The sequence below is a fragment of the Curtobacterium sp. MCSS17_008 genome (assembly GCF_003234185.1).
Taxonomy (GTDB): Bacteria; Actinomycetota; Actinomycetes; order Actinomycetales; family Microbacteriaceae; genus Curtobacterium.
The window spans coordinates 83168-100788 of record NZ_QKSM01000009.1 but is presented as its reverse complement, the minus strand read 5'-3'; the positions used below and the strand labels follow the sequence as shown (position 1 = coordinate 100788).

Below are 17621 nucleotides of genomic sequence, written 5' to 3'. Positions count from 1 at the left end.
ACCGCGCCTCCCGTCCGTCATGCGGTCGGCTCACATCGTGAGCCGCTCCTGGTGGATGCGCCGGGACGACACACCCAGCCGACGGAGCATGCGCTGGTTCGCGAGGACCGCGGCGTTCGGACCGACAACGAAGAACGCACCCGACTGCACCGCGCGGCGGGGGATCGTCGCGGCGAGGTCCTCCCGGCGGAACCGACCGACGCGGATCGTCACTGCGAGGCGGCCGTTCGAGGCCGCGACGCGCTGCTCGAGGTCGTCGCGGAAGTACGCGTCGGCCTCCCGCCGGACCGACCAGAGCAGGTGCACGGGACGGGTCGTGTGGTGTGCCTCGAGCAGGCTCATGAGGGGCGCGACGCCGGCTCCCATGCCGATGAGGACGAGAGGATGTGCGGCGTCATGCCGCTCCGCGGTCCGGCCGAAGCGCCCGAACGGGCCCTCGAACCGCACCCGGGCTCCGTCGGGGAGTGACGCGAGCCGGTTCGTGTGGTCGCCGTTCTGCCGGATCGTGAACGTGAGCGTGGACTGGTCGGTGCCCGTGACCGAGAAGGGGTGCCAGTCACGATGAGCGACGCCCCGGGTCTCGAAGCGGGTGAAGAAGAAGTCGCCCGGCCGGAGCGACGTGGCGGGTCGGTCTAGCCGCACGGTGATCTCCCGCGACGTGTCGCCGAGGGCGGCGTTGGCGACTACGTTGCCGCTGAGGTACCCGTCGGGGGCGATCCACTTCTTCCAGACGTAGAGCGCGAGGACGACGAGTGTGTAGGCGTCCAGGAGGGTCATGAACCAGAAGTATTGGTTGACCCGGACGAGCAGGTGGGCGTGGAGCCAGATCATCGCGATGACGACGAGGTTGAGTCGGTGCACCCACACGGACACCTGGTGGCGGACGACGGGTTCGACGAGGCGCTTGGCTCGGAGCAGCAGCGCGACGCGGTCGACGAGCCAGCCGCTCATGAAGAACACGGACCAGCAGAGGACGCCGAGCGCGATCCAGAAGCTCCAGTCGCCCAGCAAGATGGCGAGGGCTTCACCGGCGTAGAGGCTCGTGCGGTGGAAGTGCGCGAGGACGACCGCGAGGACGCCCAGCATGCCGTGCAGACCGTAGATCGCCGGGAGTCCAACGACCCGCTCGAGCCACGGCGGCCGCAGGCTCAGCAGGACGGCGAGCAGCCACCACGAGTACGCGGTGAGACCGAGGACGATCGGAAACTTGAGCATGTCCGGTTCGCGAGCGGACACGTCGTAGACGATGACGAGGGGGAGGGGGAACACGACGGCCGCTGCCCAGAAGCCGAGCCGCCGGATGAATGTCGTCACCGTGTCTCCACGGCCGAGGATGCGAAGCCGCCGACCTCACGGATGTGGGCGCGGTTGACGGTGATGAGTGCGACGAAGGCGACGACCAGGACCACGGCGAGCACGATCGTCTTCACCGTGCGGCTCACAGGCTGTCCAGCCAGTCGCGGATCTGCGACTCGGAGTCGTCCATGTCGTCGCGTGAGATCGAGAACGCGTTCGTCGACACCGTCGCGTCGGGCAGTGCCTCCGTGATCGTCTCGACGCTGCCGGAGAGCTGACTGCCGCCGTGCACGCTGAAGAGGACGATGTTCTTGCCGGAGAAGTCGTTCTGCTCGAGGAACGAGTACAGCGGCATCGGGATGTCGTACCAGAAGATCGGGTAACCGATGAACACCGTGTCGAAGTCGGCGAGGTCGGGCATCCCGTCCTTGAGCTCGGGGCGCGTGCCGGCTTCCTGCTGCTCGAGCGCGAGGTCAGCGAGCGGCTGGTACGACGTCGGCAGGTCCTCGGCGGTCTCGATGCGGAACACCTCGGCGCCGAGCCGGGCCTCGATGAGCTGCGCGAGGTACTGGACGTTCCCGTACACCTTGCCGTCGACGACGTGGGTGCTGTTCTCCTCGTCCTGGTCCATGCCCTCGGGACGGTCCGTGAGGGGGACGGAGAAGTACGTGACGAGCGTGCGGTCGCCCCCGATGGGGGCGTCGAGCGCCTCGCCCGTCGACGTGCTGCCGCGGGAGCAGCCGGCCAAGACGGCGCCGACGGCGGTCACGGCAGCCAGGGAGAGGAACGTTCGGCGGGTGGGAGCGGTCATGGTGTCCTCCTTCTGGTGGGTCGGGCGGCTGGTGGCCGTTGAGCTGGATCGTCGTCCGAGTGTTCGCGGACAGACGGATCAGAAGATCTGCTGAATCGAGGTGTGCAACTGCTGGAGGAACGAGTCGTCGTCGTGCCCGCCGCCCGCGTCGATGGTGAAGCGAAGGTTGCTGTCGTCGAAGCTGTCGGGGAACTCCCGCATCTCGTCGACCTGGGGCTGCATCTGGCCGATCGTGCCGTCACTGCCCCCGACCGAAGCGAGGATGCGGTAGTCGCCCTTGCCGAACCCGGACTGGCGGGCGACCCGGTCGAGCTGCGCGGCGGTGCGCTCGGGCTCGACGAGTCCGCCGGAGTCGGCGATGGCCCAGCTGTCACCGGCCATCGGCATGAAGTAGCGGAACGTGTCGAGGTCGTTGATGAACGTGTACCAGGTGGTCACGCCGCCCATTGAGAACCCGCCGAACGCGCGGTGGTCGCGTGACGCGCGGAAGCCGTCGGCGTCAGCGGTCGTCGCGTAGGTGCGGAACCGGGACTCCACTGCCGGCATGAGGTCGTTCTCGAGCTCGACGTGGAACTGCCGGTCCAGCTCGCCGGCGTAGTGGAGGTCCATGCTCGAGTCGTCGTCCGGGTAGAACGTCGGCGTCACGACGATGACCGGGTCGATCCGGTCATCCTCGATCATGTTGTCGAGCAGGTTCTGCAAGCGGGTGGGATCGTCACCGGTTCGCCCGAGCCAGCTGTCGGCGTTCCCGCCGGCGCCGTGCATGAGGTAGACGATGTCATACCGGTCGGTGCCGTCCTGGTCGTAGCCCGCGGGTGTGTAGACGAGGGCGTGCTTCCGGATCGCGTCGCCGTCGTACTCGGTCGGGTAGTCGACCCGCGTGACGGTGCCCTGTTCGTCCGCCGGAGAGTCGATGTCGCCGGTGGTTGCGCGCTCGGCTCCGGTCGCCGTCACCTCGGCAACGGTCCGACCGCCGCTGTCGGCGGCCGTGCAGCCGGCGAGCAGCAGGACGGCGAGGCTCAGCACGGCCCCGACTGTGATTGTCCGCGTCTGCTGCATCCGTCGGTCTCCTTGCGTTCGTCGAAGCTGATGAGACGAACGTATTTCCGAGGCGGACGGGATAGGAGGGACTCCGGGTACACCCTTTTCGGTGCGCTTTCGGCGGGAGATCCGGGGGAGCCTCCGGCCGGCGGACCAGCGACGTCGGCGCACGGACGAGGCCACCGACCCGAGCGCTGCTCGGTCGATGGCCTCGTCGGGTACCGATCAGTTGAAGTACGTCGGCTGCCGCTGCACGTACCCCGCCTCGAGTGCGGTGACCTCCTCGTCGGAGAGCACCACGTCGAGCGCGGCGACGGCGTCGGCGAGGTGATGCTCCTTCGTCGCGCCGACGATCGGAGCCGCGACGACCGGGTTATGCAGCACCCAGGCGAGCGCGATCTGCGCCATCGAGACACCACGCGCCTGGGCGATCCGCTCGATCGCGCCGACGACGGCCTCGTCCTCCGGGATCCACAGCGGCCGTCCGTTCGGGTCGGTGTCGGGGTTGGCGGTTCCACGCGCCGTGCTCTTCTGGCCCCACGGACGTGCGGTGACGCCAGCGGCGAGCGGGCTCCACGGGATGCTCGAGACCCCCTCGTTGGCGAGGAGCGGGAACATCTCCCGTTCTTCCTCGCGCATGATGAGCGAGTACTGATCCTGCATCGACACGAACGGGGTCCAGCCGTTGGCGCGAGCTGCTCCCTGCATCTTCGCGAACTGCCATGCCCACATGCTCGACGCGCCGATGTAGCGCACCTTGCCTGCCTTGACGACGTCGTGGAGTGCCTCCATCGTCTCCTCGATCGGGGTGTTCGGGTCGAAGCGGTGCACCTGGTACAGGTCGACGTAGTCGGTGCCGAGACGTGTCAGCGAGGCGTCGATCTGCTCCATCACTGCGCGGCGGGACGTTCCGGACTCACCGGGCCCGTCACCCATACGGTTGAACAGCTTCGTTGCGAGCACGATCGACTCGCGGCGGGTGTACTTCCGGATCGCCTCGCCGACGATCCGTTCCGAGCTGCCGAGCCCGTAGACGTTCGCGGTGTCCCAGAACGTGATCCCGAGGTCGAGCGCCTGCCGGAACAGCGGTTCCGCTGCATCTGCGTCCAACGCCCAGCTCATCCCGCGTGAGCCGTCACCGAAGCTCATGCAGCCGAGCGCGATGCGGCTGACGGTGAGCCCGGACGTGCCGAGCCGTGTGTACTGCATGGTGTTCTCCGTGTGGTTGTGGCGATTCGGATCCGAGGGAGGAGTCACTCCACGCTGACGGTCACCAGGAGCTGCCGTCAGCGCGGGTGGCCACCCATCGGCCGTCGTCCCTGGTGAACGTGAGGCGGAACTGCGTCGGCCACGTGCCGCGCTCTCCCCCGATGGTGACGTCGGTGTGCGTCCGGGCGGTGAGGACGCCGCCGCTCGGCGTCACGTCCCGCACGTCGGTGTCGGTGGTCGACACCGAGTGGTAGATCGCGGTTCCTGCTGCGATCTCGGCGAGCCAGTCAGCGCGGGGTTGCACGTGCCCGGTCATGTGAACGAGGACGAAGTCGTCAGCGAGCAGCGCGCCGAGTCGCTCGGAGTCGTTGCTCGTCATCGCCTCGCTGATCGCGCCCCACGCGTCGGTGAGCTCGGCCTCGGTGGCGTCCGTCGTGGTGTGCGCAGCGTCGGGGGCATGCACGTGGTGCTGATCACCCTCCGCCGGCGTGTTTCCCTGTGCCCGTTCCGTCACGTCCCGCCATGCCCTCCACGTCTGCAGTCGGTCCTCGTAGAGGCCCTCCATGAACTCGACCATCCCGGAACCGAACAGCACGCGGAGCGGCGGCTGGTCGGCATCGACGATCTCGAGCAGTGCAGCAGCGGCCGCAGCCGGGTTCCCCGGCCGCGCAGTCCGGTGGTACTCGTCCATGCCAGCTCGGGCACCGTCGTACTCGGGCAGTGCACGGGACGTCGCCGCGGACGGTCCGCCCCAATCCGTGTCGAACCCGGACGGCTCGACGATGGTCACTCGCACGCCGGAGCCTGCGACCTCCTGCGAGAGGGCGTCGTTCAGTGCTTCCACGGCCCACTTCGAGGCGTTGTACCCGCCGAGCGTCGGGAAGGCACCGACACCGCCTGTGGAGGAGATCTGCACGATGTGCCCCGAGCCCTGACGTCGGAGGACGGGCAGGGCCGCTTGGATGACGTGCAGCACGCCGACCACGTTGGTGTCGAACTGTGCTCGGAGCGCGTCCGGGTCGAGTTCCTCCACTGCGCCGAACAGTCCGTAACCGGCGTTGTTGACGACGACGTCGAGGCGACCGAACACCTGCTCGGTACGGTGGACTGCCGCGTCGACTGCATCCCGGTCGGTCACGTCGACACGCAGTGGTACGACTGCGTCGCCGTACTCGGCGACGAGGGCGTCCAGGACGGCGGGGTCCCGCACCGCCGCTCCCACCTTGTCGCCACGTCTGAGGGCCGCGAGCGTGAACTCCCGGCCGAAACCGCGCCCCGCTCCCGTGATGAACCAGACCTTGGGATGCTGCATCTAGTCAGAACCCCCCTGCGTCGCGGACGGTGTAGTGCTCGTCGAGCGCGGTGATTTCGTCGGGGGTGAGCTCGATGTCGACCGCGGCGACCGCGTCGTCGAGGTGGTGCGGCTTGGTGGCGCCGATGATCGGTGCGGTGACGACGGGGTTTTTCAGCACCCAGGCCATCGCGATCTGTGCCATCGGTACCCCGCGGTCCGACGCGATGCGCTGCACCGCGTCGATGACCGGCCGGTCCCGTTCGGTGTCGGCGAAGAAGGTGTTCCCGACGGGGTCGTCGGACGAACGCTTCGTGCCTTCGCCCGCGGGACGGGCGACCCGGCCCTTCGCGAGAGGGCTGTAGGGGATGCTCCCGACGCCCTGGTCGGCGAGCAGGCCGAACATCTCCCGCTCCTCTTCGCGGTAGAGCAGGGAGTACTGGTCCTGCATGGACACGAACCGCGTCCACCCGTGCAGGTCTGCCGCGTGCTGCATCTTCGCGAACTGCCACGCCCACATCGCGGACGCGCCGAGGTATCGGACCTTGCCGGCCTTGACGACGTCGTGCAGGGCCTCCATCGTCTCCTCGACGGGCGTCTCCGGGTCGAACCGGTGGATCTGGTAAAGGTCGACGTAGTCAGTCCCGAGGCGGGTCAGGGAGGCGTCGATCTGCTGCATGATCGCCTTGCGTGACAACCCTGCGACGTTCATGCCCGGAGTGTTGCCCGGGGTGTCCGAGAAGTAGGCCTTGGTCGCCAGGACGATCTCGTCGCGCTTGGTGAACCGGCGCAGCGCCTCGCCGACGATGCGCTCGGAGTCCCCGTAGGAGTAGACGTTCGCGGTGTCCCAGAACGTGATGCCGTGGTCGAGTGCCTGCCGGAAGTACGGCAGCGCGTCGTCCTGCGGGAGCGACCACTGCAGGTGTCCGCTGGCGGGGTCGCCGAAGCTCATGCATCCGAGTGCGATGCGGCTGACGCGGAGGCCGGAGTTGCCGAGTCGTGCGTACTGCATGTGGTTCCTTTCGTCGTCGGGCGTCGCCCGAGCGAGGCGGTCTGGGTCAGGCCTGCGTGGACGGGCGGAGGAGGATCTCGTTCAGGGCGAGGTGGCGTGGCCGCGAGAGCGCGAAGGCGATGACCTCGGCGACGTCCTCGGCGGTGACCGTCGCCTGGCTGTACATGTCGTTCACCGCCGCGTTGGTCTCCTCGTGCGTGATGTGCGTCGGGAGCTCGGTGGCGACGACACCCGGCTCGATGAGCGTGACGCGCACCGCGGGGAGCAGCTCCTGCCGCAGCGACTCCGACCATCCGTTCAAACCCCACTTCGTGGCGGCGTAGACGCCGTTGCCGGCTCGGGCGGTGCGGCCGGCGACGGAGGAGATGTTGACGATGTCGCCGCCGTCGCGGGTGATCTGGTCGAGGAAGACCTCCGTCGTCGTGATGGCGCCGAGCAGGTTGCTCTCGATCATCCGGCGGTAGTCGTCGCGCTGGTCGGTTGAGAACGGGCCGAGGAGCATGATCCCGGCGTTGTTCACCAGCACGGTGGCACCGCCGAGTTCGTCCTGGACGCGTGCAGCGGCCGCGACGAGGCTGTCGCGGTCCGTGACGTCGGCGACGATCGCGATCGCGCCCTCGCCGAGCTCGTTAGCGATCGTCTCGATCCGGTCCTGGCGGCGAGCGAGCAGCGCGACACGGTAGCCGGCCGCGCGGAGGGAACGAGCGGTCGCCTCGCCGATGCCGGACGATGCACCGGTGATGACGGCGACGCGGTTGGTGGGTTCTGACATGGGATGCCTTTCCGGTCAGCGCTAGTCGCCGGAGCGAGGGAGCGCGGTGGCGGCGGGGGAACTCGCCGCGAGACTGCCGAGGATGGAGAGCCGTTCCTCGGTGGGGGACCCGACGGCGGCCGTGCACGCGTACATGCTCCAGCCGGGACTGTCGGGAAGATCGAACGCCTCGTAGGCGAACTCGAGGTCGCCTACCTCGGGATGGTGGATCCGCTTCGTGCCGGTCCGGTGGTATCGGACGTCGTGCGTGGCCCAACGCCTGCGGAAGTCGTCGGATCGGGTGACGAGCTCCCCGATGAGGCCCGTGAGCTCCTTGTCGTGCGGGTTCCGTCCGGCGTCGGAGCGGAGCGTGGCGACGATGCTGCTCGCGCCGGCCTCCCAGTCGGGGTAGAACGTCCGAGCTGCCGGATCGAAGAACATGAAGCGTGCGTTGTTGCCGCGACCGGACGGGCCGTCGAAGAGGGGGGCGAACAGGGCGCGCGCGAGCGGGTTGGTGGCGACGATGTCCATCTGTCGGTTCCGCACCCATGTCGGGGTGCCGGTGACGGTGTCGAGGAAGCGTTGCAGGCTCGGTCGCACCGTGTTGCTGTCCGTCGTGCGCGTTCGGCGGCGGACAGGCGTGGGTCCCGCTCCTCGGGCGAGGTCGTGCAGGTGCTCCGTTTCGGCTTCGTCGAGCTGGAGTGCTCTGGCGAGTGCGTCCAGTACCTCGGCGGAGACGCCGGCGAGGTGCCCGCGCTCCATCTTCGCGAAGTAATCGACGCTCATCCCGGCGAGCATCGCTACTTCGTCGCGGCGCAGCCCCGGCACGCGGCGTCGACCGCCGCCGATGATGCCGGCCTGTTCCGGGGTGATCCGGGCACGGCGGGTCCGGAGGAACTCGCTGACCTCTGCCTGGTTGTCCATGCCGGCCACCGTACGGCGGCGCTCCAGCCCGGAGGAGTGACTGTCAGTACACGGATAAGCCGTCACTCCCACGCGCAGGTGCACAGGAGTCGGATGGTCCCATGCAGACAGTCACTCTCAACAACGGCATCGAAATGCCGATCCTCGGCTTCGGTGTGTTCCAGGTCGACAACGACGCGACCGAGGCCGCCGTCACCGCCGCGCTGAACGCGGGCTACCGGCTCCTCGACACCGCCGCTGCGTACGGCAACGAAGAGGCCGTCGGCGCGGCGATCGCGAAGTCGGGCATCCCGCGCGATGAACTCTTCGTCACCACGAAGCTCTGGATCCAGGACGCCCCCGCCGAGCAGAACACCACCAAGGCGCTCGACGACTCGCTCCAGAAGCTCGGTCTCGACTACATCGACCTCTACCTGATCCACCAGCCGTTCGGCGACTACTACGGCCAGTGGCGCGCAATGGAGCAGGCGAACAAGGCCGGCAAGGCGCGCGCGATCGGCGTGTCCAACTTCGCGCCGGACCAGCTGCTCGACCTCATCATCAACAACGAGATCGTCCCGGCGGTCAACCAGATCGAGACGCACCCGTTCAAGCAGAACACCGACTACCAGGAGCTCATGCGCGGCGAGGGCGTCCAGATCGAGTCGTGGGGCCCCTTCGCGGAGGGCAAGAACGGCCTGTTCACGAACGAGGTCCTCGAGGGCATCGGCAAGGACCACGGCAAGTCCGTCGCGCAGGTCGTCCTCCGTTGGCTGACCCAGCGAGGCGTCGTCGCGATCCCCAAGTCCGTCAACCCGGACCGTATGGCGCAGAACATCGACGTCTTCGACTTCGAGCTCACCGAGACGCAGATGGCGCAGATCGCCGATCTCCACACCGGCGAGTCCCAGTTCTTCGACCACCAGGACCCCGAGATGGTGCGCTGGCTCAGCGCCCGTCGCCTGGGCTGAACCCCTGACGGCCGGGAGGCGCGGTGCCAGTTGACACCGCGCCTCCCGGCCCAGCGAACGGAGCACTCCCCGATGACCCGTCCCGCACTCACCCGCCGCAGTCTCTTCCGCGGAGCGGGCGCGGCAGCTGCCGCCGCCGCAGTCGCGACGCTCGCTGCGTGCACCCCGGCCGCGCCGAACCCAACCCGAACACCCTCGACAGGACGTTCCGTGGCACCCTCCGACAACGGCAACCGCATCTTGCTCGCCTACTTCTCCCGCGCCGGCGAGAACTACTGGAACGGCGGCCGGCGCACGCTCGACACCGGCAACACCGAGGTCCTCGCCGACCTCATCCGCGACCGCATCGACTGTGACGTGTTCCGCATCGAAGCCGCCGAGCCGTACTCGGACCGGTACGACGCGACCGTTCAGCGGAACGTCAAGGAACAGAACAACGACGCCCGTCCGCGCATCGTCGGCGACCTTCCCGACCTCACCCAGTACGACACCGTCCTGCTCGGTAGCCCGATCTGGAACGTCCAACCACCGATGATCATGGCGACGTTCGCGGAGGGAGTCGACCTCACCGACAAGTCGCTCCGTCCGTTCGTCACCTACGCCGTGAGCGGGCTCGGCAGCACCGTGTCCTTCTACCGCGACCTCGGCACAGGCGCCCGCCTGGGTGACGGCCTCGCCATCCGCGGCGAAGAGGTTCGCGACAGCGGCACCGGATCAGACGTCGACCGGTGGCTCAGCGCCGCCGGTCTCGTATGAAAGGCACCCCCATGACTGGCCAGCAACTGACCGTCCTCGTCGTCGGGGCAACCGGCAGCGTCGGGCGTCACGTCGTCGCGACCGCCGTCGCCGCAGGGCACCGGACCCGTGCCCTCGCCCGCAGCCCCTACAAAGCGCAGGGCCTCGCCCGCGGTGTCGACGTCGTCATCGGCGACCTCACCGACGCGGCCAGCCTGCACAGTGCCGTCGCCGACATCGACGCGGTCATCTTCACCCACGGCGACAACGGGAACGCCGAAGCCGTGAACTACGGCGCCGTCAAGAACGTCCTCGACGCCCTGGACGGCCCCCCGGTGCGCATCGCCCTGATGACCACGATCGGCGTGACCGCCCTGCGGGACAGCTCCGAGTGGAAGCGCCGCGGCGAGCGGCTCGTCCGTGCGAGCGGCAACGAGTACACGATTGTCCGTCCGGGGTGGTTCGACTACAACGACGACGACCAGCTCCGCATCGCACCGCGCCAGGGCGACACCCACCAGACCGGCGGCCCGGCCGACGGTGTCATCGCCCGGCGGCAGATCGCTCGGGTCCTCGTCGAGAGCCTCACCAGTCCGGAAGCCGAGCACCGCACGTTCGAACTCGTCGCCGAGCATGGCCCGGAACAGCAGGACCTCGGCCCGGTGTTCGGCGCGCTGCCGGCGGATGATGTCGACTCGATCGACGGCGCCGGCGACGCGGACAACCTGCCGCTCGAACAGGAGCCGCAGCGCGTCGTCGATGACCTCGCCCGCGTTCGTCTGCGCGGCTGAATCCAAAGCGGATCGAAGACACCGCCTGCGTCGCAGGCAGAAGGAGGATCACGATGTCCACCTGGCTGATCACCGGATCGTCGAGCGGCCTCGGCCGTGCGATCGCTGAGCACGTCCTGGCTACCGGTCACCGGGTCGTCGCGACCGCTCGCAACACCGACGCGGTCGAGGACCTGGTCCGGTCGTACCCGGACACGGCACTCCCTGTGGCGCTCGACGTCACCGACCCCGGTTCGATCGGTCGCGCGGTCGACGCCGCGAACAAGGCGTTCGGTGGCGTCGACGTCCTGGTGAACAACGCCGGCTACGGGTACACCGCAGCCGTCGAGGAAGGCGAGGACGACGCCGTGGCGCGGCTCTTCGCGACGAACTTCTTCGGCCCGGTCGACCTCATCAAGGCAGTCCTGCCCGGTATGCGCGAGCGTCGCACCGGCACGATCGTGAACATCTCCTCCGTCGGTGCCCGCATCACGATCCCGGGCGGCGGCTACTACTCCGCGGCCAAGGCCGCCCTCGAGGGGCTGTCCGGGTCGCTGCGGAAGGAGGTCGAGCCCTTCGGCGTGCACGTGATGGTCGTCGAACCGGGCTCGTTCCGTACCGACTTCCGCGGCCGTTCCGCGGACCGGAGCGCGAGCGAGATCAGCGCGTACGACGACGTGCTCGGCCGATCCGGCGGTGCCGCCCTCAGCGCGCAGCGCGGCGACCCGGCGAAGGCCGCCGCGGCGATCCTCGAAGCGGTGGAACACCGGGAACCGCCGAAGCTGCTGGTCCTCGGGACGGACGCGCTCGGTGGGTTCCAGGCCGCCGCCGGTGAAGCCGCGGAAGACGTCGATCGGTTCGAACACCTCACCCGCAGCACCGACGCGGACGACAGCGCGTCGTGACCGCTACCAATTCCGTGAGCACGGTCCGGCCACGCATCTCGGGTGGGGTGGCTTTCGGCGTGGTCGCCTTGACGTTCGTCGCGGTGTTCCTCGCGTCGGGGACGCCGGTACCGCTGTACAACACCTACCGCGCTGACGACGGCGTGACGAGCGCCGGACTCGCCGTCACGACGGTGGCGTACCTCGCCACCACCGCTGTCGCGCTGCTCACCACCGGTCGGCTCTCCAACCACGTCGGTCGACGACCGATGGCGATCGGAGCCGCGCTCTGCGCCGCCGCAGGGTGCCTCGTCATGCTCGAGGTCCACAGCCTCGGGCTGCTGCTCATCGGCCGGATGCTGCAGGGCATCGCATGCGGAGTCGCATCGAGCGCGCTCGGATCGTACGTCCTCGACCTCGCGCCCCGTCGACCGGCGTGGCTCGGCCCCGTGATCACGAGCAACGCCCCACCGTTCGCGATCCCCCTCGGAGCGCTCGTGTCCGGACTGCTCGTGCAGTACGGCCCCGCTCCGACCGCCTTCATCTACACGGTCGTCGCGGTCCTGCTCGTCGTACTGGCAGTCGTCCTCGTGTTCTGCCCGGAGACCGTCGGCCGGCGTCCGGGCGCGCTGCGATCCCTCATCCCACGCGTGCTCGTCCCGGCTGGGCAGGGGCGACTGCTGTTCGCGGTCGGCGCCGGACTCGCCGGCACGTGGGCACTCAGCGGCTTCTACCAAGCCTTCTCACCCGTGCTCGCCGCAGATGAGCTCGGTACCACAAACGCCTTCATCGTGGCCCTCGTGTTCTCGTCGATCGTCATCCTCAGCCCGATCGGTGGTCTCCTCACCGGAAGGTGGCGTGCGCCGTCCGCGATGCGGGTCGGACTGATCGTGTTCGTTGTCGCCACCGCGGCCGTCCTCATCACACTGCATTTGGCCGCCATCTGGTGGTTCCTGGCAGCGAGCGCCTTCGCCGGGGTCGCGCAGGGCAGTGCCAACGCCGGCGGCATGCGTGCCGTCCTCGGTGAGGCGGCACCCGCCGACCGTGCCGGCCTGCTCGCCACCTTGTACCTGATCTCGTACGCCGGTGCCGCAGCCCCGGGGCTCATCGCGGGGCGCCTGGCGACGTTCATGGCACCGGACCAGATCGCGTACGGGTACGGCGCGCTCGTCCTCGTCGCAGCCGTGGTCGCGATCGTCGCGCTCCGCGGAGCACAGCGCGCCGCAACCAGGCCCTGACGCTTGGCGTCCCGGCCGAACCGACTTCGTACCGACACTGCCAAGCAGAGGAGCACCATGCACATCGAGCCCGAGGTCCCGACCAGCAAGAACCCGCCCGAGCGCTTTGCCGGCGACGTGTGGCTCGACCCGATCGCCTCCCCGCACGAGGACGACCAGCACATGACCGTCGCCACGGTTCGTTTCGCCCCGGGCGGCCGGACTGCATGGCACTCGCACGAGAAGGGTCAGTACCTGCGGGTGACGCAGGGCGTCGGCCGGTTCGGCACCCGCACCGGCGGGATCATCGAGGTGCACCCAGGACAGACGCTGTACACCCCGCCCGGCGAGGAGCACTGGCACGCCGCGGCGCCTGGTGTCTTCATGGAACACATCGCCATGGTGGAGAGCGGCGACGACCCCGCAACGAGCACGACGTGGCTGGAGCACATCACTGACGACGAGTACGAGGGCCGCTGAGGCCTATCACGAACAGAACGCCCCCGCCCCGCACGGCCGGGGGCGTTCTGTTCGTGAAGGGGGGGGAACGACGGTACCTCGGAACATCTGTGGGCGCTTCGACGAGGCGACCGCGTCGCAGCGACCGCGCGGAAGTTGGCGATGCTCGACGACCTGCTGCAGCGGTACGGCGACTCCGTGCTTCCGCTGACCCTCGACGTCAACGATTCGGCTGCGGTCGCCGTTGCGGTCGACACCGCCACCACGAGGTTTGGCGGGTTGGACGTCGTCGTGAACAACGCCGGGTACGGCCTGTTCGGAGCGGTCGAGGAACTCGACCTCGACGACCTCCGGGCGCAGTTCGAGACGAACGTCATCGGTGCGCTCAGCGTCACGCAAGCGGTGCTGCCGACGCTTCGCCATCAGGGCAGCGGGCACATCGTGCAGATCTCGTCGACGGGCGGCATCGGAGCGTTTCCCACGCTCGGCGGGTACAACGCACCGAAGTGGGCGCTTGAGGCACTCAGCGAGTCGCTGGCGCAGGAACTCGTAGGGACCGGCGTCTCCGTCACGATCGTCGAACCGTCCGGGTTCGCGACCGACTGGGGCGGGCCGTCCGCGGCCCGCCCCGAGCCGTTGCCCCAGTACGACGACGCTCGTGCTGGGATGAATGAGTACCACCGCACGGCGAGCCCGGGCGACCCCGTTGCCGCGGCGGAGGCGCTCCTGCGGGTCTTGGACGCGGAGCAGCCGCCGCTGCGGGTGCTGTTCGGTGCCGGGATGGTGGAGTTCGTCGAGCAGCTCTACGCGGACCGCCTCGACGGGTGGCGTGCGTGGCGCGACGTCACCGAGATCGCGGGAAGGACGCCTGACCGCTGGTGACCGGCGGGAGGCGCGGTACCGACCGGTACCGCGCCTTCCGTCCGTCGCTGCTTGCGTCAGATGTCCGTCGTGACGCTCTTCGACTCCCACGCGTCGATGTCCGCGCTGAGCGCGGCAAGCGCCTTGCGGACCGTCGGGACCGCGTCGGAGCCGAGCAGGAGCAGGTAGGGCAGTTCGCCGCCGTCCACCGCGTCGACGAGGACGGATGCGGCCTTGGCCGGGTCCCCAGGCTGCGTGCCGTGGGTCGTGTCGTTCTCGATGCGGCGCTTGCCGGCGGTCTCGGCGTAGTCGTCGATCACGGTGTCGGACTGGGTCAGCGAGCGTCCGGAGAAGTCGGTTCGGAACGCGCCCGGCTCGACCACCGTCGCCGTGATGCCGAGCGGGGCGACCTCGGTGCGCAGCGCCATCGTGAGCTGCTCGACCGCGGCCTTCGCCGCTCCGTAGTAGCCGGAACCGGGACCGGTCGTCCGGGCCCCGATCGAGGAGAAGTTGACAATCGTACCCGATCGGCGTTCGCGCATGCCCGGGAGCACGGCCTTGATCGTTCGCACAGTGCCGTGGATGTGGGTGTCGAACAGCTTCGCGACGTCGCCGTCGTCGCCTTCCTCGACGGCGGCGCGGTAGCCGTAGCCGGCGTTGTTGATCAGGACGTCGATCGCGCCGAAGCGTTCCTCGCCCGCGCGGACGGCGGCGGCGACGCTGTCCGCGTCGGTGACGTCGAGGGATGCCGCCAGGGCGGTGTCGGGGTACTGCTCCTCGAGGTCGCGGACCTTTGCGGCGTCGCGGGCGGTGACGACGATGTTGTGGCCGCGGGCGAGTGCCTCCTGTGCGAAGGCGCGGCCGAGGCCGCTGGACGTTCCGGTGATGAGCCAGGTGCTCATGGTGTTCCTTTCGTTGTCCGTTCTGGTGCTCATGGCGGTCACGGTCGGGCGCGTCAGGCGGCTGCCTGTTCCCGGATCTGCGCGATCGCGTCGTTGAAGCCGTCGCCGCAGCTGCTCGAACCCGCGAGCTTGCCGACGGACACCTCTGCCAGGGGCTTGCCGATCACGACGTCGGGCACGGCGTCGGCGAAGTCCTGCTGGTAGCCGAGCGACGTCTCGTTCGTCGCGGTCGGTGTGACCGTCACGTTGGTGATGTCACCGTCGGCGATCGTCAGCGCGACGTCGAGGTGGCTGGGGAGGCCGCCGTACTCGCCGGTGGCCTCGTAGTCGCCGTCACGGTAGTCAGCGTCTCCGGCGGTGGTATCGCCGCTGGGGCTCGTTTCGGCTGCCTGATCGCTCGAGCCGGAGGTCGGGGAGTCGGTCGTGGTCGTCGTGCCGGGGCCGCTCGTGGAGCATCCCGCGGTCAGTCCGATGACGGTGGAGGCCGCAGCGAGGGCGGTCAGGGTCCGGATCCGGTTCGTGGTCGCCATGCCCTCCATGCAAGTCCGACGATCGACGATCTGAGGGGTTCCGCTGTTCCCCCCTTCCACGTCGAGCTTGTCGGGTGTCTCAGGCATAGAGCTCGCCGGGGAAGTTCCGCGACGACTCGAGTCGGCCGCCGGCAGTCACCCGTGCCCACTCGATGCCGCTCGCGTCAGCGATCAGCCGGTCGACGAAGAACAGTGCAGTCGCCCACCCGTCTGCCACTGCGGCGGAGGGGGCGATCGCCCACGTCGCGACGACGTCGTCGGTCGGTCGTCCGGTCCGCGCATCGACGACGTGGTGCAGGCCATGCCCCCACCGACGCCGGTTCGTCGCAGACGCGCAGATCGCAGCATCCGCCAGCTCTGCGATGCCGACGATGCGCTCGGGATCCGACGGGTGCTCGAGCCCGACGCGCAGCGAGTCCGCACCACGGACAGTGATGTCACCACTGCCGTCGACGATGAGCGTCTCGTGTCCGTCCGCGCGGAGGAGATCAGCGAGCCGGTCGACCAGGAACCCCTTGCCGACCGCGCCGACGTCGAGGGTCACCGGCCCGTCGATGACCAGGACGGGTCCGTCGCGGTGGACATCGGTCCACCACCGGTACGGCCGCGGCGCGGGAGGGGGTGGATCGACGGGGCGGAGGGAGTAGTCGGCGTCGTACCCGAGGGCCTCGAGGTCGGCGCCGACGAGCGGGTCCACGGCGCCGTCGGTCGCGTCGTGCAGCGTGTCGTAGAGGTCGAAGAGCGCCGTGTCCTCGGCGGGGAACACGAACGCGCCACCACGGTCGGCGGAGCGCATCCGGGTGACGAGGGAGTCCTTCCGGAAGCGGGACCACGTGCGGTCGAAGTCCTCGACCGCGTCGAGGACCGCCTGGCGGGTGTCCGACGCGATCGGCTCCGCGGCGTCGAGCTGCCAGCGGGTCCCGATGCCGCCGAACGCGAACCCGTGGGGAGCGTTCACCTGGTCCCGGTGGTGTCCGACGAGGAGCCGGTGGCCGGGGCGGTCTCGCTCGCGGCGATGCTGCCGAGGAGTTGCATGCGCTCGTCGCTGGGTGATCCGGGCACGGTCGTGTACGCGTACATCGTCCAGCCGGGGCTGTCCGGCAGGTGCATCGCTTCGAACAGCACCTCGACATCGCCGACCGCAGGGTGGTGCAGTCGCTTCGTACCGGAGCGGTGGAAGTGGACGTCGTGCGCAGCCCATCGACGGCGGAAGTCGTCGCTGCGCGTCACGAGCTCGCCGATGAGGTCGGTCAGGTCACGGTCGTGCGGGTTCTTGCCGGCGTGGCTCCGCATCGAGGCGACGAGGCTCGAGGCGCCCTGCTCCCAGTCGACGTAGAAGTTCCGCGACGCCGGACTGAGGAAGGTGAAGCGAGCGTTGTTGCCCTGGTTCGCAGGGTCGTCGAGGAGCGGGGAGAGCAGCGCACGACCGAGGGGGTTCGTCGCGACGATGTCGCTGCGGCGGTTCTGCACGATGGTCGGTGTGCCGGTGATCGTGTCGAGGAAGCGCTGCAGGCTCGGGCGGACCGCGAGATCAGTCGGCTTCGGCGAGCGTCGCCGCACCGGTACGGGCGAGTCGGCTCGAGCGAGGTCCAGCAGGTGGTCGGTTTCCGCTTCGTCGAGCTGGAGTGCGCGTGCCAGTGCGTCGAGTACCTCGTCGGAGACACCGGCGAGGTGACCGCGTTCCATTTTGGCGTAGTAGTCGGAGCTCACTCCCGCGAGCATCGCCAGCTCTTCCCGTCGGAGCCCGGGCACGCGCCGACGGCCACCACCGATGATTCCGGCTCGTTCCGGCGTGATCCGGCCGCGTCGACTCTGCAGGAAGTCGCTGATCTCCGCGCGGTGCTCGGTGCCGTCGCGCGCGTCGCCGGGGAGGTGCTCCATGCGACCACGGTACGCGTCGCCGTGCTGCTGAAGGAGGGACTGCTGGTACACGGAAACACCGTCACTGCCGCCCAGTGGCGCGTCACGATGGACTGAC

The 17621-nt window shown here is 69.1% G+C and carries 20 protein-coding genes; 7 read left to right on the top strand and 13 right to left on the bottom strand.

Features of this window, described 5'->3' with window-relative positions:
* Positions 1 to 30: 30 nt before the first annotated feature.
* The 9 genes from DEJ23_RS10735 to DEJ23_RS10700 all read right to left on the bottom strand — a co-directional run bounded on the left by DEJ23_RS10735 (position 31) and on the right by DEJ23_RS10700 (position 8335).
* Positions 31 to 1314 carry an FAD-binding oxidoreductase gene (locus tag DEJ23_RS10735; protein ID WP_220034216.1) on the bottom strand — a complete coding sequence of 428 codons (1284 nt, stop codon included), beginning with the start codon at positions 1312 to 1314 and terminating at the stop codon, positions 31 to 33.
* A complete protein-coding gene (locus DEJ23_RS15960) occupies positions 1311 to 1442 on the bottom strand; it encodes a hypothetical protein (protein ID WP_258375447.1) in 132 nt (43 codons plus the stop codon). Before DEJ23_RS15960 ends, DEJ23_RS10735 begins: the two co-directional genes overlap by 4 nt.
* The gene (locus tag DEJ23_RS10730) at positions 1439 to 2107 is read right to left on the bottom strand and encodes a flavodoxin (protein WP_111240255.1); all 669 of its coding nucleotides are present in this window, start codon (positions 2105 to 2107) and stop codon (positions 1439 to 1441) included. The genes DEJ23_RS15960 and DEJ23_RS10730 overlap by 4 nt, the downstream gene beginning before the upstream one ends.
* A gap of 78 nt (positions 2108 to 2185) precedes the next feature.
* On the bottom strand, positions 2186 to 3133 hold the full coding sequence (locus DEJ23_RS10725; RefSeq protein ID WP_181429220.1) for an esterase family protein: 948 nt from the start codon (positions 3131 to 3133) through the stop codon (positions 2186 to 2188).
* Between the two features lie 240 nt (positions 3134 to 3373).
* A complete protein-coding gene (locus DEJ23_RS10720) occupies positions 3374 to 4357 on the bottom strand; it encodes an aldo/keto reductase (protein WP_111240253.1) in 984 nt (327 codons plus the stop codon).
* Between the two features lie 61 nt (positions 4358 to 4418).
* On the bottom strand, positions 4419 to 5669 hold the full coding sequence (locus tag DEJ23_RS15720; RefSeq protein ID WP_181429219.1) for an SDR family NAD(P)-dependent oxidoreductase: 1251 nt from the start codon (positions 5667 to 5669) through the stop codon (positions 4419 to 4421).
* A gap of 4 nt (positions 5670 to 5673) precedes the next feature.
* Complete coding sequence (locus DEJ23_RS10710) at positions 5674 to 6660, bottom strand: aldo/keto reductase (protein WP_111240252.1); 987 nt, start codon at positions 6658 to 6660, stop codon at positions 5674 to 5676.
* A gap of 46 nt (positions 6661 to 6706) precedes the next feature.
* Positions 6707 to 7432: an SDR family oxidoreductase gene (locus DEJ23_RS10705; protein WP_111240251.1), complete on the bottom strand. Its 726-nt coding sequence runs from the start codon at positions 7430 to 7432 to the stop codon at positions 6707 to 6709.
* Positions 7433 to 7453: 21 nt separating this feature from the next.
* Positions 7454 to 8335 carry a helix-turn-helix transcriptional regulator gene (locus DEJ23_RS10700; RefSeq protein WP_111240250.1) on the bottom strand — a complete coding sequence of 294 codons (882 nt, stop codon included), beginning with the start codon at positions 8333 to 8335 and terminating at the stop codon, positions 7454 to 7456.
* 101 nt (positions 8336 to 8436) lie between these two features.
* Here DEJ23_RS10700 and DEJ23_RS10695 point away from each other — a divergent pair, with 101 nt between their 5' ends.
* The 7 genes from DEJ23_RS10695 to DEJ23_RS10665 all read left to right on the top strand — a co-directional run bounded on the left by DEJ23_RS10695 (position 8437) and on the right by DEJ23_RS10665 (position 14232).
* Positions 8437 to 9285 (top strand): aldo/keto reductase, encoded by an 849-nt coding sequence (locus tag DEJ23_RS10695; protein ID WP_111240249.1) that lies wholly within the window; start codon positions 8437 to 8439, stop codon positions 9283 to 9285.
* A 210-nt stretch (positions 9286 to 9495) separates the two neighbouring features.
* A complete protein-coding gene (locus DEJ23_RS10690; RefSeq protein ID WP_258375445.1) occupies positions 9496 to 10041 on the top strand; it encodes a flavodoxin in 546 nt (181 codons plus the stop codon).
* An 11-nt stretch (positions 10042 to 10052) separates the two neighbouring features.
* The gene (locus DEJ23_RS10685) at positions 10053 to 10811 is read left to right on the top strand and encodes an SDR family oxidoreductase (RefSeq protein WP_111240247.1); all 759 of its coding nucleotides are present in this window, start codon (positions 10053 to 10055) and stop codon (positions 10809 to 10811) included.
* 53 nt (positions 10812 to 10864) lie between these two features.
* Positions 10865 to 11695, top strand: coding sequence for an oxidoreductase (locus DEJ23_RS10680; protein ID WP_111240246.1), 831 nt, complete (start codon positions 10865 to 10867; stop codon positions 11693 to 11695).
* A gap of 59 nt (positions 11696 to 11754) precedes the next feature.
* Positions 11755 to 12912 (top strand): MFS transporter, encoded by a 1158-nt coding sequence (locus DEJ23_RS10675; protein ID WP_111240245.1) that lies wholly within the window; start codon positions 11755 to 11757, stop codon positions 12910 to 12912.
* Between the two features lie 57 nt (positions 12913 to 12969).
* Positions 12970 to 13371 carry a cupin domain-containing protein gene (locus tag DEJ23_RS10670; protein WP_111240244.1) on the top strand — a complete coding sequence of 134 codons (402 nt, stop codon included), beginning with the start codon at positions 12970 to 12972 and terminating at the stop codon, positions 13369 to 13371.
* Between the two features lie 87 nt (positions 13372 to 13458).
* Positions 13459 to 14232, top strand: a complete 774-nt coding sequence (locus DEJ23_RS10665; protein WP_111240243.1) for an SDR family NAD(P)-dependent oxidoreductase — start codon at positions 13459 to 13461, stop codon at positions 14230 to 14232.
* Between the two features lie 56 nt (positions 14233 to 14288).
* Here DEJ23_RS10665 and DEJ23_RS10660 read toward each other — a convergent pair whose 3' ends face one another.
* The 4 genes from DEJ23_RS10660 to DEJ23_RS10645 all read right to left on the bottom strand — a co-directional run bounded on the left by DEJ23_RS10660 (position 14289) and on the right by DEJ23_RS10645 (position 17524).
* Positions 14289 to 15113, bottom strand: a complete 825-nt coding sequence (locus DEJ23_RS10660) for an oxidoreductase (protein WP_111240242.1) — start codon at positions 15111 to 15113, stop codon at positions 14289 to 14291.
* Positions 15114 to 15166: 53 nt separating this feature from the next.
* The gene (locus DEJ23_RS15715; protein ID WP_181429218.1) at positions 15167 to 15643 is read right to left on the bottom strand and encodes a hypothetical protein; all 477 of its coding nucleotides are present in this window, start codon (positions 15641 to 15643) and stop codon (positions 15167 to 15169) included.
* A gap of 79 nt (positions 15644 to 15722) precedes the next feature.
* Positions 15723 to 16601 (bottom strand): FAD:protein FMN transferase, encoded by an 879-nt coding sequence (locus DEJ23_RS10650; RefSeq protein WP_111240241.1) that lies wholly within the window; start codon positions 16599 to 16601, stop codon positions 15723 to 15725.
* A complete protein-coding gene (locus tag DEJ23_RS10645; RefSeq protein ID WP_111240292.1) occupies positions 16598 to 17524 on the bottom strand; it encodes a helix-turn-helix domain-containing protein in 927 nt (308 codons plus the stop codon). Before DEJ23_RS10645 ends, DEJ23_RS10650 begins: the two co-directional genes overlap by 4 nt.
* Positions 17525 to 17621 lie beyond the last annotated feature (97 nt).